This window comes from Alloactinosynnema sp. L-07, from assembly GCF_900070365.1.
Lineage (GTDB): Bacteria > Actinomycetota > Actinomycetes > Mycobacteriales > Pseudonocardiaceae > Actinokineospora.
The window spans coordinates 600,317-612,711 of the sequence record NZ_LN850107.1; the positions used below are offsets into that span (position 1 = coordinate 600,317).

Genomic DNA, 12,395 nt, shown 5'->3' on the forward strand with positions numbered 1-12,395 from the left:
TGCGGGCAGGCGCTCGGACTACCCGAGGGGGTGGTCACACCACCAGTCGTGGTCCCAGTGGTGGTGGTGGCCGAGGTCCAGGTCGAGCGAGACGTCCAGGTCGATGACCAGGAACAGCCCGCAGCAGTCGTCGTGGGTGGCGGTCGCGGTCTCGGCGGAGGCCGACGGGGTCGCCAGGGCGAAACTCAGCGCGGTCGCGCCGAGCAGGATGCCGAGTCGTCTTGCCGTGGTGCGCATGTGTCACTCCTAGCTGGACAGTACGGACCAGAAAAGACTGACAGACAACAAAGGCGGCCACGAGACCTCGGACGAGTGGACCTTGGTCGCACCAAGATCCCACTATCGTGTGACAACAAACAGACGAGAGCCCACGTTTGAGGAGTATGCATCCTCAAACGTGGGCTCTTGGACTACTGCTGGTGACCTACCTGGTCTCATCGATGATGCGGACGGGCCGGTCGGCCTTGGCCTTGTCCGACGCCTCCCGCATCTCGATGATGTCGGTGGCCAGGTCGCCGATCTCCCTGGCGATGTCGCGCACCGCCCCGGTGATGATCAGCGCGATCCGCCCCACGTGGTTGGCGGCGGACTCGGTGACCTCCTGCACGGTGTCCTTCGCCGCCTCGAAGTCGCTGACCATGGTCGCTCCCGTTCCGGTGTCCGTCATGCCGCGCGCACCGCGCGGCCACCGCCGACGGTACCGGCAGGCGGGTTGTCCGGCCTGTCCCAGAGCCGGTCCGGAAGGGCAAGACGCACGATCTTCACAAACACCGACGTGAGCTGCTTGGCGAAACCGCCCGTGTTGTACTGCAGGCCGTACTTGGCGCAGATCGCGCGGACCTCGGGGGCCATCTCCGGGTAGCGCCGCGCCGGGATGTCGGGGAAGAGGTGGTGCTCGATCTGGTGGGAGAGGTTGCCGGACATGATGTGGAACAGGGGGCCGCCGGTGATGTTGGCCGAGCCGAGCATCTGCCGGTAGTACCACTGGCCGCGGCTCTCGTTCTCCGTCTCCTCTTCGGTGAAGCTCTGCACCCCGGCCGGGAAGTGGCCGCAGAAGATGATGGAGAACGCCCACACGTTGCGCACGAAGTTGGCCGTGAGGTTGCCCGCGAGGGTGGTGACGAACATGGGGCCGGTGAGCGCCGGGAACAGGACGTAGTCCTTGATGGTCTGCTTGAGTCCCTTGTGCCACATGCGTTTGCGGGCGGCGGCGCCCTCGGACCACTTCTTCTCGCCGGACAGGATCCGGTCCGCCTCAAGATCGTGCAGCATCACGCCCCACTGGAAGAACGCCATCAGCGCGAGCGCGTACGCCGGATTGCCCAGGTAGTACGGGTTCCACTTCTGCGCCGGGTCCATCCGCAGGACGCCGTAGCCGATGTCGCGGTCCTTGCCGAGGATGTTGGTGTAGGTGTGGTGCACGTAGTTGTGCGAGTGCTTCCAATTCTCCGCGGGCGCCACGGTGTCCCACTCGAACATCTTGGAGTTCAGTGCCGGGTCACGCATCCAGTCGTACTGGCCGTGCATGACGTTGTGGCCGATCTCCATGTTGTCGAGGATCTTCGACACCGACAGTGCGGTCACGCCCAGCACCCAGGCGGGCGGGAAGAAGCCCGCGAACAGCAGCCCGCGGCCCGCCACCTCCAGCGCCCGCTGCACCTTGATGATGTTGTAGATGTACTCGCGGTCCTCGTCGCCGAGCTTGGCGATGGTCCGCTCGCGCAGCTCGTCGAGGTCGCGGCCGAGCGCGTCGAACTGGTCCTTGGTGAGTGTCATGCCGATGCTCCTAGTGGTGTGTCCGTGAGCGTTGTCGGGCTATCGGCGGATCCAGGTTTCCGCTGGGCGTGGCGCCGGAATGCGGCTCGTACTGGGTGTACTTGGGCGTTTCGGCGGTGCGGCCTGCGGGAAGCTGGGCCGTCGAGAGCCTGGCAACGCTCATGGACACACCACTAGAGGTCGATGGCGACGTCGCCGACCGGGACGGAGACACACAGCTGGATCTCCTCGTCGGGGTCGGTGGACAGCGCGCCGTTTCGCACGTCGCGCACGCGGCCCGCGGTCTTCACGCGGGTGCAGGAGAAGCAGATGCCCATGCGGCAGCCGTGCTCGGGCTTGAGCCCGGCGGCCTCGGCCTGGTCGAGCAACGTGGCCCCGGAGTTGGCGGCGGTCTTGTCGCTGCGGGCGAACGTGACATGGCCCGTCGCTTCCGAGGCGTCGGTCGTGATCGGCGCCGGGGCGAAGTCCTCGGTGTGCAGGCGGTCGGCGACGCCGAGGTCGGCGAAGGTCTCGCGGACGCTCCGCATGAGTCCGGGCGGGCCGCAGAGGTAGGTCTGCGCCTCGGCGTACCAGGGGGCGACCTTGCGCAGGTGGGTCTCGTCGAAGAACCCGGTCAGGTCGCCATCGTCGGCGTCGGTGTAGGCCAGTACGGCGTCGCGCGCCCGCAGCTCGTTTATCGCCGGTACGTCGGACTCGCGGTAGGCGTAGTGAAGGAACGCGACCTGGCCTTGGTAGCCCTCGTCGGCGAGGGTCCGCAGCATGCTCAGCACCGGTGTGATGCCGCTGCCGCCGCTGATCAGCAGGATCTTGTCCGGCCGGGTCAGCGGCAGGGTGAACGTGCCTTCCGGCTGGGACAGGTGCAGGACCAGGCCGGGCTTGGCGTGCTCCCGCAGCCACCGCGACACCATGCCCTCATGGTGGACCTTGACGATCAACTCGAACCTGCCGTCGCGGTGCTGCGAGGTGGCGGGGGAGTAGCACCGGGTCCGGCGCACGCCGTCGATGTCGACCGAGACGCGGACGTACTGGCCCGCGGTGAACCCGCGCCAGCGGCGGGTCGGCCGAATGGTCAGCGTGACCGTGTCCGGGGTGCTTCGGTGAACAGCTGTCACCTCACCGCGCAGGTCCCGGATGACCAGCATAGGGTTGATCAGTTCGAGATAGCGGTCGACGCCATGGGGTGTGGCCAGGGCCTCCAGCAATCGCAACCCGGGAGTGCGCACCGTGACCTCCTCCGTCGGTGAACATGCGTACACTGAAAAGTGCATCGCGATGGAGCGTGAGTGTCAACTTGAGGGAGGTGTGACAGTGCACACGCGTACTCTCAACGTCGTGGCAGTGGAACCGGTCGGGTCGCGGCAGGAACGCAAGCAGCGCACCCGTCAGGCGCTGCTGGACGCGGCGCTGCGGGCCGAGGAGAGCCTGGCGAGCCTGAGCCTGCGCGAGGTCACCCGCGAGGTCGGCATCGTGCCCACGGCGTTCTACCGGCACTTCGCCTCCATGGACGAGCTGGGCGTGGTGCTCGTCGAGGAATCCATGCGCACGCTGCGCGCCATGCTCCGCGAGGCCCGTCGCAACCCGGCCGGAGACGCGATCCGCGGATCGGTGTCGATCCTGGTCAACCAGGTCGACGGCTACGGCCCGCACTTCCGCTTCCTGCTGCGCGAACGGCACGGCGGCGTCGAGCCGGTCCGCCGCGCGATCCACGCGGAGCTGCGCCTGCTGGGCAGCGAACTGGCCACGGACCTCGGCCGGTTCCCTGGCATGTCGGGCTGGTCGGCCGACGACCTGCGCATGGCCGCGGACCTGATGGTCGGCGGGATGCTGTCCATCGTGACCGCACTGCTCGACGTCGGCGACCACCCTGGGGACCGTGCCGAGGTCGTGTCCGTCGCCGAACGCCAGCTGCGGCTGATCGTGCTCGGCATGAGCCGCTGGACGAGCCACGGGCACCGGGGTTAGCCTGGTCACGGCGCTGTACCGCGCCTGACCTCTGATTCGGTGCTCGCGCCACCGACGCGATAGGGGTAAAGGGGACTTCGGGTCCTCGGTGCGTCGGTCCGACATGCCCTGATCGGTGGGGCAGCGCAAGCGCGAGTTCGCTGTCATCGCCCGGGAGCATGATGACCAAGCACAAGACGTTCAAGACCAAGGTCCGCACTCGCATGGCCAAGACCGGCGAGAGCTACGCCGCGGCGCGCAGGCAGCTGATCACCCCGCTCGACGAGATGGTCACCCCTGAGGCCACGCGCAATGGCACCGGCCGCGAGCGGGAGGAATGGTTCGCCCTGCTCGACAAGTGGGGCGCGACCACCCGCACGCACACACAGATCGCGCGCTGGCTGTTCGAGACGCACGGCGTCACCGGCTGGTGGGCGCAGAGCATCACCGTGGCCTACGAGCAGGCCCGCGGAATGCGGGAACCGGGCCAGCGCTGCGACGGCAAGTTCGCCGCGAGCGTGAGCAAGACGATGACGGTCGCACCCGAGTTGGCCACCGCCGCGTTCACCGACGAGGTCCTGCGCGAGCAGTGGCTCCCGGACGTGGACCTGACGCTGCGGACGGTCCGTCCCGGCAAGACGGTGCGCGCCCTGTGGCCCGACGGCCGCACCCAGATCAACATGAGCGTCGACGTCAAGGGGCCGGACAAGGTCCAGGTCGCCGTCGCCATCGAGAAACTGGAGGACGCCGCGTCCGCCGCCGAGATGCGCGAGTTCTGGCGCGAGCGGATCGCCGACCTGAAGAAGGTCATCGAGGGCTGAGTGTGGACGGGCGCACGCGATTGGCGTGCGCCCGTCGACCCGCGGTGGGGTCAGGACTCCTTGGTGCCTCTGGCTTGTGGCGGCTCGGCGGCCATGGTGAGGGCCACGCCGAACTCCTGGCGGATGGCGTGGGCCGCGGCGCCGACGACCGCGCTGTCCTCGCCGAAGGCGGAGTACCGCAGCCGCACGGGCGTGAAGCCCGACATCACGCGCGCGGCGAGCACCGCGTTGACCGCCGCGAGCAGGCGCGGCCCGATCCGGTGGTCGGCCACGGGTCCGCCGACGACGAACTCGTCCACGTCGAGGGCCGCGGTCAGCATCGACACCGCCCGCGCGAGGCCGTGGGCCGCACGGTCGACCCGCTTGCCCAGCGCGTGGGTGGTGCTGTCGTCTGCCCAGGACGCATAGCGCGCGACGACCTCGGGCGAGGCGTCGCCGAGGATCGTGGGGAGCGCGGCGACTGTCTCCAGACAGCCGCCCAGGCCACAGTGGCACCGCAGGGCGACTCCGATGTCGACGTGGCCGATCTCGCCGCTGCGGAAGCCGCGGCCCTCGTGCAGCCTGCCGTCGAGCACGATGCCCGCGCCGATGCCGGTGCCGAGCCACAACAGGACCAGGTCCGGGCCGGGGTCGGTGCTGCGAGCCACCTCGGCCAGCGCGATCGCGTTCGCGTCGTTCACTACGTGCACCGGCACGCCGCCGCACCGCCGCGAGAGTTCGCTGCCCAGGGGGTACCAGTTCCACCCAAAGCTGATGGCCGAGCGGACCACGCTGTCCCGGTCGACGATGCCGGGGACCGACAGGCCGATCGCGGTGACGTTGTCGGTGCTCACTCTGCGGATCAGGCGGGCCACCGCGGCCGGATCGAACTGCGCGGGCAGCGCGGTGGACGCGCGACGCTCCACCCGGCCGGTCAGCGTGAGCAGCTGCGCGGTCGCGCGGTCGGTGCCGACGTGTACCCCGATGAAGCGATGGTGGTCCTCGTCGAGTTCCAGGAGCGTGCGCGGTTTGCCGCCGCGGGAGACGGCGTGGCCCGCCTCGCGGACCAGCCTGCGCTCGACCAGCGCCGAGACGATCGTGGACACGGTGGCGGCGGGCAAGCCGGTCTCGCGCACGACATCGGTGCGCGCCCGGCCACCCTGGGCGACCGACTGCAGCACCAAGGCGTCATTGCGCTCGCGCAGCGACTCCTTCGTCGCCTTGCCGGTGTATCGCAGCTGCGTCATGTCCGCCACTTACTTCGTCAGTCGATGGAAGTGATCGAACTGTACGCAATGGTTCAGACCACTTGCAATAGGCGGAGACTTCGCGCCCGTGATTTGGCAATGTGATCAGCCGGGTGGCGCGATGGTTATCGGGCCCACAAATGGTACAACTGTACTGTGACCGCCAACACAGTCGTAGGCGTCCCGCGCGAGTCCGCCGCGGGTGAACGCCGGGTGGCGCTCGTGCCCAAAGTGGTCGAGCGGCTGCGGGCCCGTGGCCTGGACGTCGTGGTCGAGCAAGGGGCAGGCGCGGCCGCTCTCATCCCGGACGACGCCTACGTCAGAGCGGGCGCGACCTTGGGCGACCCGTGGTCGGCCGATGTCGTGGTCAAGGTCGCTCCGCCCAGCCGCGACGAGATCGCGCGGCTGAGGTCCGGGGCCGCCCTCATCGGCTTCCTCGCCCCGCTGACCGACCCCGACGGGGTGGCCGCCCTGGCCGACGCCGGAGTCACCGCCTTCGCCATGGAATCCGTGCCGCGCATCTCCCGTGCGCAGACGATGGACGCACTGTCGTCGCAGGCCAACGTCGCCGGGTACCGCGCCGCGATACTCGCCGCCGAGCGGCTCACCAGGTTCTTCCCGATGCTGACCACCGCGGCGGGCACGGTCCCGCCCGCCAAGGTGCTGGTCCTCGGCGTCGGCGTCGCCGGTTTGCAAGCGCTTGCCACCGCGCGCAGGCTCGGCGCGCACACCACCGGCTATGACGTGCGGCCCGAGGTCGCCGAGCAGGTGCGCTCGGTCGGCTCCCAGTGGCTCGACCTGGGCATCGAGGCCATCGGCGAAGGCGGCTACGCGCGCGCGCTGACCGACGCCGAACGCGCCGAGCAGCAGCGGCAGTTGGCGCACGCGATCGGCGGGTTCGACGCGGTGATCACCACGGCGCTCGTCCCCGGCCGCACCGCGCCGACCCTGGTCACCGCCGAGGCCGTCAAAGGCATGCGGCCCGGCAGTGTGGTGGTCGACCTCGCGGGGGAGGCGGGCGGCAACTGCGAGCTCAGCGAGCCGGGGCAGACGGTCGTGGTCCACGACGTCACCATCGCCGCCCCGCTCAACCTGCCCGCCGCCATGCCCGAACACGCCAGCGAGCTCTACGCGCGCAACGTGCAGGCGCTGCTGGACCTGCTGGTCGACGCCGACGGCGCGCTGGCCATCGATTTCGGCGACGAGGTCGTCGCAGGCGCGTGTGTGACCAGGAAGGGGCCCTGATGCTGGTGCAGAACCTGGCGGTGCTCGTGCTCGCGGGCTTCGTCGGCTTCGCGGTGATCTCGAAGGTGCCCAACACCTTGCACACGCCGCTGATGTCGGGCACCAACGCCATCCACGGGATCGTCCTGCTCGGCGGGCTGATCGTGCTCGGACTCGGCGCGGAGAGCGTGCTCGACAAGATCCTGCTGGTCGTCGCGATCGCCTTCGGCACGATCAACGTCGTCGGCGGGTTCCTGGTGACCGACCGGATGCTGGCCATGTTCAAAGACCGTTCCAAGAGGACGGACAAATGAGCCGCGACATCCTGATCCAGTGTCTCTACATCGTCGCGTTCGCCTTGTTCATCTACGGCCTGATGGGGCTGACCGGCCCGCGCACGGCCGTGCGCGGCAACCTGATCGCCGCTGTCGGCATGGGCATCGCGGTGGTGGCCACGCTGCTGACCCCAGGCATGGGCAACTGGCTGCTGATCGTGCTGGGCATCGTGCTCGGCACCGTCGTCGGCGTGCCCGCGGCCAAGCGGGTCAAGATGACCGCCATCCCGCAGATGGTGGCGCTGTTCAACGGCGTGGGCGGCGGCGCGGTCGCGTTGATCGCCTGGGTCGAGTTCCGGCAGAGTGACGGGTTCGCGCACGCGCCCGCGTATGTCGCGATCGCCAGCCTCTTCTCGGCGATCGTGGGGTCGGTGTCGTTCTGGGGCTCCAATATCGCCTTCGGTAAGCTGCAGGAGCTGATCTCGGGGCGGCCGATCGGCATCGGACGGCTGCAGCAGCCGCTCAACCTCCTTCTGCTGCTGGGCGCGGTGGTCTGCGCGACAGTCATAGCGACAGGCACCGACAACGAGTGGCTGATGATCGGCCTGCTCGTCGCCTCGGCGGTGCTGGGGGTGATGGTCGTGCTGCCCATCGGCGGCGCGGACATGCCCGTCGTCATCTCGCTGCTCAACGCGCTGACCGGGCTCAGCGCCGCGGCGATGGGCTTGGCGCTCGACAACACCGCGCTCATCGTGGCGGGCATGATCGTCGGCGCGTCCGGCTCGATCCTGACCAACCTGATGGCCAAGGCGATGAACCGGTCGATTCCGGCGATCGTCGCGGGCGGCTTCGGTGGCGGAGGCGGTACTGGCACCGCGATCGAGGGCGACCAGACGGTCCGCCGCACCAGCGCGTCGGACGCGGCGATCCAGATGGCCTTCGCCAACCAGGTGATCATCGTCCCCGGCTACGGGATGGCGGTGGCGCAGGCGCAGCACGCCGTGCGGGAGATGGCGGATCTGTTGGAGGCCAAGGGAGTCTCGGTCTACTACGCCATCCACCCGGTCGCCGGTCGCATGCCGGGACACATGAATGTCCTGCTGGCCGAGGCCGACGTGCCGTACGACCGGCTCAAGGAGATGGACGAGATCAACCGCGAGTTCAGCCGCACCGACGTGGCCATGGTGATCGGCGCCAACGACGTCACCAACCCCGCCGCGCGGACCGACCAGGACTCGCCGATCTACGGGATGCCGATCCTCAACGTCGACGAGAGCCGGTCGGTGATCGTCCTCAAGCGAGGGATGGCGCCGGGGTTCGCGGGCGTGGACAACGCGCTGTACTTCGACCCCAAGACATCAATGCTGTTCGGCGACGCGAAGTCCTCTGTGAACGAAGTCACCGAGGAACTGAAGGCGCTCTAACTCTTTGAGGGAGAAAGGTCCTAGGACCTGCTAACTCCTTTGAGGGAGAACGATCCCTCGCGAGGTTGATGCACGGCGCCGCCGAACTGCCTAACGTCGAAGACATGAGAAATCGACTGTTCGACTGGATCGCGGTGCCGCTGGTCCGGAGCCTCACGATGCTGCTACTCGCCTTGGTGACGGTCCTCTTGGCACAGGCGACTCGTCGTCGCCGAGCAGACGGTGAAGGCACACGTCCGGAGCCTCGTGGCGAAACGCGGGTCGCGGGACCGGACTCAGGCTGTGGTTTACGCCGACGAGAGCGGCCTGGTTCGACCGGGTCGGCCATGATGGGGGCATGTTCACTGTCGTCGAGGCGAAGATCGAGGTCGGCCGTCTGCTCCCGGTGTTCGACGAGATCGTGGCGTTGCGGGCGGACGCGGCGGAGTTGGGCGCGGCGCTGAATTCCGGGGTCGAGACCGGGTTGGGCGGGATGCCGGAGTTCAAGGCGGCGCAGGCGCGGCTGGACGAGCTGATGACGCTGGTGCAGCACACCGGCGCCGAGCTCAAGGGGTTCGCTCCGCTGTTGGTCGACTTTCCCGGTGAGCTCGACGGGGTGCCTGTGTTGTGGTGCTGGCTGGAGGGTGATCGGGAACTGGGCTGGTACCACCGGTCCGACCTGGGCTTCGCGGGCCGCAGGCGGCTACCGGTGTGAGGCGAACCAGGGGTGGTGCAGGTCGAGGTAGCTGATGTCGGTGAGGACCGACATGTCCTCCTGCATCGCCGCGCTGACCTCAGGGGGCAGTTCCTTGGACTCGCCCACCCGGGCCTCGTCCTCGGAGGTGAAGAACACCGTCTCGGTGAAGAAGCCGTCGGCGTCGATGGCCATGGTGGCGCCCATGACGTCGGGGCGGTACTTGGTCATCATCTCGGCGGCGCGCTCGTTAAGGGCGTGGGCCTTGTCGCGGTCGGTGACCCGGCCCTGGATGATCTGGACGAAACCGGCGTCGTCGGAGCCGCCGTTGAGCAGCAGCGTCACGTCTTCGCAGTCGTGGAACATGGCTTCGCCCTCGAAGCACTGTTCCATCTCGCTCCACCAGGCGCCTTGCTCGGGGCGTTCGCTGTTGCGGCGGGCCGCTTCAGCGGACTCGAAGCGGATGCAGCAGACCAGCATGCGGTCGTCGGTGATGCCGTAGGTGCCGCCGAGCCAGCCGTCGGCGCCCGGTTCCAGGTCGGCCAGCCACCGGTCCATAGCGGCCCGCGCGGCCTGCTCGTCGCGCACGCGGCCCTGGATGATCTGCATGAACATGGTGCGCTCCAATCGGGTCGTCCTCCCGATGGCGTCCCTCGTCCCGGGCTGGCGACCAAGTGAGGAAACACCCACCCTACGACCGCGCGGCCCATCGCACGACAGGGGCGAAAGCCTCAGGCCGAGCCGTCACGCTCAGGTGTCGTCGCGGCCCTGTTCGGCCAGGAACTGCTCGAACTGGGTGGCCAACTCGTCCCCGGTGGGGATGGGCGCGCCCGGCTCGGCGAGCATGTTGCGGCCCGCGGCCTCGGCGAAGCTGTCGTACTGGCGTTCCAGCGCGCGCACCCCGTCGGCGATGTCGTCGGACTCGGCGACCTGGCGCTCGATCTCCAGGTCGGCCTGGCGCTTGGCCTCGCGCAGGCTCTCGGCGGGCAGCCGCAGGCCGGTGGCCCGTTCGACGGAGTCCAACAGCGACAGCGCCGCGGCCGGGTAGGAGGCGTGCGAGAGGTAGTGCGGCACGTGCGCGGCGAAGCCCATCGCGTCGTGGCCGGACTCGCCGAGGCGGAATTCCAGCAGCGCGGAGATGCCTGCGGGGACCTGCAGGCGGTTGAACACCTGGCGGTAGTCGCGGACCAGTTCCGGCCGGGTGCCGTGCGCGGTGACCTCCAGCGGCCGGGTGTGTGGGACGCCCATCGGGATGCCGTGGAACCCGACCGCCATCCGCACGCCCCACCGCTCGACCAGCGAGCCGACGGCGGCGCTGAACCGCTCCCACTCGCGGTCCGGTTCGGGGCCGGTGAGCAACAGGAACGGCATGCCGTCGGTGTCGTGCAGCAGGTGCACGGCGATCTCGGGCGCGGTGTATGACTCCCAGTGGTCGGTGAGGTAGGTCATCGTCGGCCTGCGCGCTCGGTAGTCCACGAGCCGGTCGGCGTCGAATCGAGCGACGACCCGGTGCTCCAGGGTCTCCAGCAGGTGCTCGGCGACCAGACGGCCCGCCGATCCCGCGTCCATGAACCCCTCGAAGTTGTGCAGCAGCACCGTGCCCGTCAGATCGGGGACATCCGAGTCCACGCCGTACAGGTCCTCCGGACCGTCCACCACAACTGCCTCCCAGTCTCCGACCTAGCCACCCCAGTAAACGCCACCGCGACCCAGTCCATTCCTGGTTCCCGGATGACAAACTCATCTCATGAGCAGGCCCGCGGTGATCGACGCCGCCGATCTAGGCCTTTTCGGGCCGGACTCGGTGACGTGGCAGGTGCACGCCGACCCGTCGATGTGGTTCGGCGGGATCCGCAGCCTGTACTTCCAGGCGCTGCATCCGCGTGCCGTGGCGGGCGTGGTGCAGAACTCCGACTTCCAGGGCGACCCGCTCGGCAGGCTGGTCCGCACCGCGGACTTCGTCGGGATCACCACCTACGGCACCGTTGACCAGGCCGAACAGGCGGGTGCGCGGGTGCGCCGGGTGCACCGGTCACTGCGGGCCAAGGACGACCGGGGCAGATCGTTTCGGATCGATGACCCGGAACTGCTGCTCTGGGTGCATTGTGCTGAGACTTCGTCATTTCTCGCGGTCGCGCGCCGCGCGGGCTTCCCGCTGACCAAGGAACACGCCGATCTCTACTTCCGCGAACAACGCTCGTCGGCCGCGCTCGTGGGCCTCGACCCGGACGAAGTGCCGGGCAGCGTCAGCGAAATGTCGACCTACCTGAAACGTGTTTACCCTTTGTTAAGAAGAAGCGACGACTCTGATCTGATCTACGACTTCTTGCACCGGCCGCCGGTGCAAGGGCTTCTGGCGATGGGCGCGCGGGTCTACGAACCGACAATCGGTCATTTGTCGTATTCGCTGTTGCCGGGGTGGGCGCGGCGGCTTTACGGCCGCCGCGCTTACCCTGCCTCGGTGACCACCTTGGCCGTACGCGCGTTCCGTAAGGCCGCGCTGGCCGTACCCGGTGGATTCCGGCTGTCTCGCAAGATCGAGCCCGCACCGGTCGCCGCTATTCGGCGACTCGGTGAATGGGCCGCGCCGTCACCGGCGCGGCTGCCGGACCTCAGCCGCCGTGGGCTTCCTGGAACTTGATCACCAGCGCCTGCGGGATCCGGCCGCGCTCGGCGATGCTCTCGCCCTGGCTGCGCGCCCACTCGCGAATCGCCTGGTTGTCGGCCTTGTCGGCGGCCGAGGGGGACTTGCGCGCGGTGACGGCGTTCACCTTGGCCTTGCGGCCGCCGGTGCGGCGGGCGTGGCCGACGAACTCCGCGAGTGACTCGCGCAGGCGGGTGGCGTTCTCGGTCGACAAGTCGATCAGGAAGTCCACGCCGTCGAGAGCGAAAGTGACGGTCTCGTCGGCTGTGCCACCGTCGAGATCATCGACCAGCTCGACAACGGTCTTCTGCGCCACGGTTTCCTCCGCGTGATGAGAGTCGTATTGGCCGAATTGGCCGCGGTCGTCCGGTATTCCTCCGACCGCCTGTGG

General features: G+C 68.7%; 15 protein-coding genes. 7 read left to right on the forward strand and 8 right to left on the reverse strand.

The genetic code is table 11. From position 1 onward, the window contains the following. Window positions 1–18: 18 nt before the first annotated feature. From BN1701_RS02995 to BN1701_RS03010, 4 genes are all read right to left on the reverse strand, one after another. Window positions 19–237, reverse strand: coding sequence for a hypothetical protein (locus tag BN1701_RS02995; RefSeq protein ID WP_054045250.1), 219 nt, complete (start codon window positions 235–237; stop codon window positions 19–21). A gap of 187 nt (window positions 238–424) precedes the next feature. Beyond that, complete coding sequence (locus BN1701_RS03000) at window positions 425–640, reverse strand: hypothetical protein (protein WP_054055572.1); 216 nt, start codon at window positions 638–640, stop codon at window positions 425–427. A 23-nt stretch (window positions 641–663) separates the two neighbouring features. Further along, the gene (locus tag BN1701_RS03005; RefSeq protein ID WP_054045252.1) at window positions 664–1,776 is read right to left on the reverse strand and encodes an acyl-CoA desaturase; all 1,113 of its coding nucleotides are present in this window, start codon (window positions 1,774–1,776) and stop codon (window positions 664–666) included. A gap of 173 nt (window positions 1,777–1,949) precedes the next feature. After that, window positions 1,950–2,999 carry a ferredoxin reductase gene (locus BN1701_RS03010; RefSeq protein WP_231949466.1) on the reverse strand — a complete coding sequence of 350 codons (1,050 nt, stop codon included), beginning with the start codon at window positions 2,997–2,999 and terminating at the stop codon, window positions 1,950–1,952. A gap of 109 nt (window positions 3,000–3,108) precedes the next feature. Here BN1701_RS03010 and BN1701_RS03015 point away from each other — a divergent pair, with 109 nt between their 5' ends. Both BN1701_RS03015 and BN1701_RS03020 read left to right on the forward strand, forming a co-directional pair. Next, window positions 3,109–3,738, forward strand: coding sequence for a TetR family transcriptional regulator (locus tag BN1701_RS03015; RefSeq protein WP_231949467.1), 630 nt, complete (start codon window positions 3,109–3,111; stop codon window positions 3,736–3,738). 161 nt (window positions 3,739–3,899) lie between these two features. After that, window positions 3,900–4,538 (forward strand): hypothetical protein, encoded by a 639-nt coding sequence (locus BN1701_RS03020; RefSeq protein WP_082860251.1) that lies wholly within the window; start codon window positions 3,900–3,902, stop codon window positions 4,536–4,538. 50 nt (window positions 4,539–4,588) lie between these two features. Here BN1701_RS03020 and BN1701_RS03025 read toward each other — a convergent pair whose 3' ends face one another. Continuing rightward, entirely contained in the window at window positions 4,589–5,764 is a 1,176-nt protein-coding gene (locus BN1701_RS03025) for an ROK family protein (protein WP_157367744.1), read from the reverse strand. Between the two features lie 156 nt (window positions 5,765–5,920). On the opposite strand from BN1701_RS03025, the gene BN1701_RS03030 reads away from it, so the two are divergent. The 4 genes from BN1701_RS03030 to BN1701_RS03045 all read left to right on the forward strand — a co-directional run bounded on the left by BN1701_RS03030 (window position 5,921) and on the right by BN1701_RS03045 (window position 9,381). After that, a complete protein-coding gene (locus BN1701_RS03030; protein WP_054045263.1) occupies window positions 5,921–7,009 on the forward strand; it encodes a Re/Si-specific NAD(P)(+) transhydrogenase subunit alpha in 1,089 nt (362 codons plus the stop codon). Further along, window positions 7,009–7,302 carry an NAD(P) transhydrogenase subunit alpha gene (locus BN1701_RS03035; RefSeq protein ID WP_054045265.1) on the forward strand — a complete coding sequence of 98 codons (294 nt, stop codon included), beginning with the start codon at window positions 7,009–7,011 and terminating at the stop codon, window positions 7,300–7,302. Before BN1701_RS03030 ends, BN1701_RS03035 begins: the two co-directional genes overlap by 1 nt. Next, window positions 7,299–8,687 carry an NAD(P)(+) transhydrogenase (Re/Si-specific) subunit beta gene (locus tag BN1701_RS03040; protein ID WP_054045267.1) on the forward strand — a complete coding sequence of 463 codons (1,389 nt, stop codon included), beginning with the start codon at window positions 7,299–7,301 and terminating at the stop codon, window positions 8,685–8,687. Before BN1701_RS03035 ends, BN1701_RS03040 begins: the two co-directional genes overlap by 4 nt. Before the next feature lie 337 nt (window positions 8,688–9,024). Next, window positions 9,025–9,381 carry a DUF2203 domain-containing protein gene (locus tag BN1701_RS03045; RefSeq protein ID WP_054045268.1) on the forward strand — a complete coding sequence of 119 codons (357 nt, stop codon included), beginning with the start codon at window positions 9,025–9,027 and terminating at the stop codon, window positions 9,379–9,381. On the opposite strand, the gene BN1701_RS03050 is transcribed toward BN1701_RS03045, so the two are convergent. Beyond that, entirely contained in the window at window positions 9,370–9,975 is a 606-nt protein-coding gene (locus tag BN1701_RS03050; RefSeq protein ID WP_054055573.1) for a hypothetical protein, read from the reverse strand. The two genes, BN1701_RS03045 and BN1701_RS03050, sit on opposite strands and share 12 nt — an antisense overlap. Window positions 9,976–10,110: 135 nt before the next feature. Continuing rightward, entirely contained in the window at window positions 10,111–11,019 is a 909-nt protein-coding gene (locus BN1701_RS03055; RefSeq protein WP_054045271.1) for a proteasome assembly chaperone family protein, read from the reverse strand. A gap of 88 nt (window positions 11,020–11,107) precedes the next feature. On the opposite strand from BN1701_RS03055, the gene BN1701_RS03060 reads away from it, so the two are divergent. Then, window positions 11,108–12,001 carry an oxygenase MpaB family protein gene (locus BN1701_RS03060; protein ID WP_054045272.1) on the forward strand — a complete coding sequence of 298 codons (894 nt, stop codon included), beginning with the start codon at window positions 11,108–11,110 and terminating at the stop codon, window positions 11,999–12,001. Here the strand turns inward: BN1701_RS03060 and BN1701_RS03065 are convergent. Further along, complete coding sequence (locus BN1701_RS03065; protein ID WP_054045275.1) at window positions 11,973–12,320, reverse strand: Lsr2 family protein; 348 nt, start codon at window positions 12,318–12,320, stop codon at window positions 11,973–11,975. The two genes, BN1701_RS03060 and BN1701_RS03065, sit on opposite strands and share 29 nt — an antisense overlap. Window positions 12,321–12,395: the final 75 nt, after the last annotated feature.

Bases quoted from the DNA above. Each gene is read 5' to 3' on its own strand.
- BN1701_RS02995 (WP_054045250.1), bottom strand. From the start codon at position 237: ATGCGCACCACGGCAAGACGACTCGGCATCCTGCTCGGCGCGACCGCG.
- BN1701_RS03000 (WP_054055572.1), bottom strand. From the start codon at position 640: ATGGTCAGCGACTTCGAGGCGGCGAAGGACACCGTGCAGGAGGTCACC.
- BN1701_RS03005 (WP_054045252.1), bottom strand. From the start codon at position 1,776: ATGACACTCACCAAGGACCAGTTCGACGCGCTCGGCCGCGACCTCGAC.
- BN1701_RS03020 (WP_082860251.1), top strand. From the start codon at position 3,900: ATGACCAAGCACAAGACGTTCAAGACCAAGGTCCGCACTCGCATGGCC.
- BN1701_RS03025 (WP_157367744.1), bottom strand. From the start codon at position 5,764: ATGACGCAGCTGCGATACACCGGCAAGGCGACGAAGGAGTCGCTGCGC.
- BN1701_RS03035 (WP_054045265.1), top strand. From the start codon at position 7,009: ATGCTGGTGCAGAACCTGGCGGTGCTCGTGCTCGCGGGCTTCGTCGGC.
- BN1701_RS03040 (WP_054045267.1), top strand. From the start codon at position 7,299: ATGAGCCGCGACATCCTGATCCAGTGTCTCTACATCGTCGCGTTCGCC.
- BN1701_RS03045 (WP_054045268.1), top strand. From the start codon at position 9,025: ATGTTCACTGTCGTCGAGGCGAAGATCGAGGTCGGCCGTCTGCTCCCG.
- BN1701_RS03050 (WP_054055573.1), bottom strand. From the start codon at position 9,975: ATGTTCATGCAGATCATCCAGGGCCGCGTGCGCGACGAGCAGGCCGCG.
- BN1701_RS03060 (WP_054045272.1), top strand. From the start codon at position 11,108: ATGAGCAGGCCCGCGGTGATCGACGCCGCCGATCTAGGCCTTTTCGGG.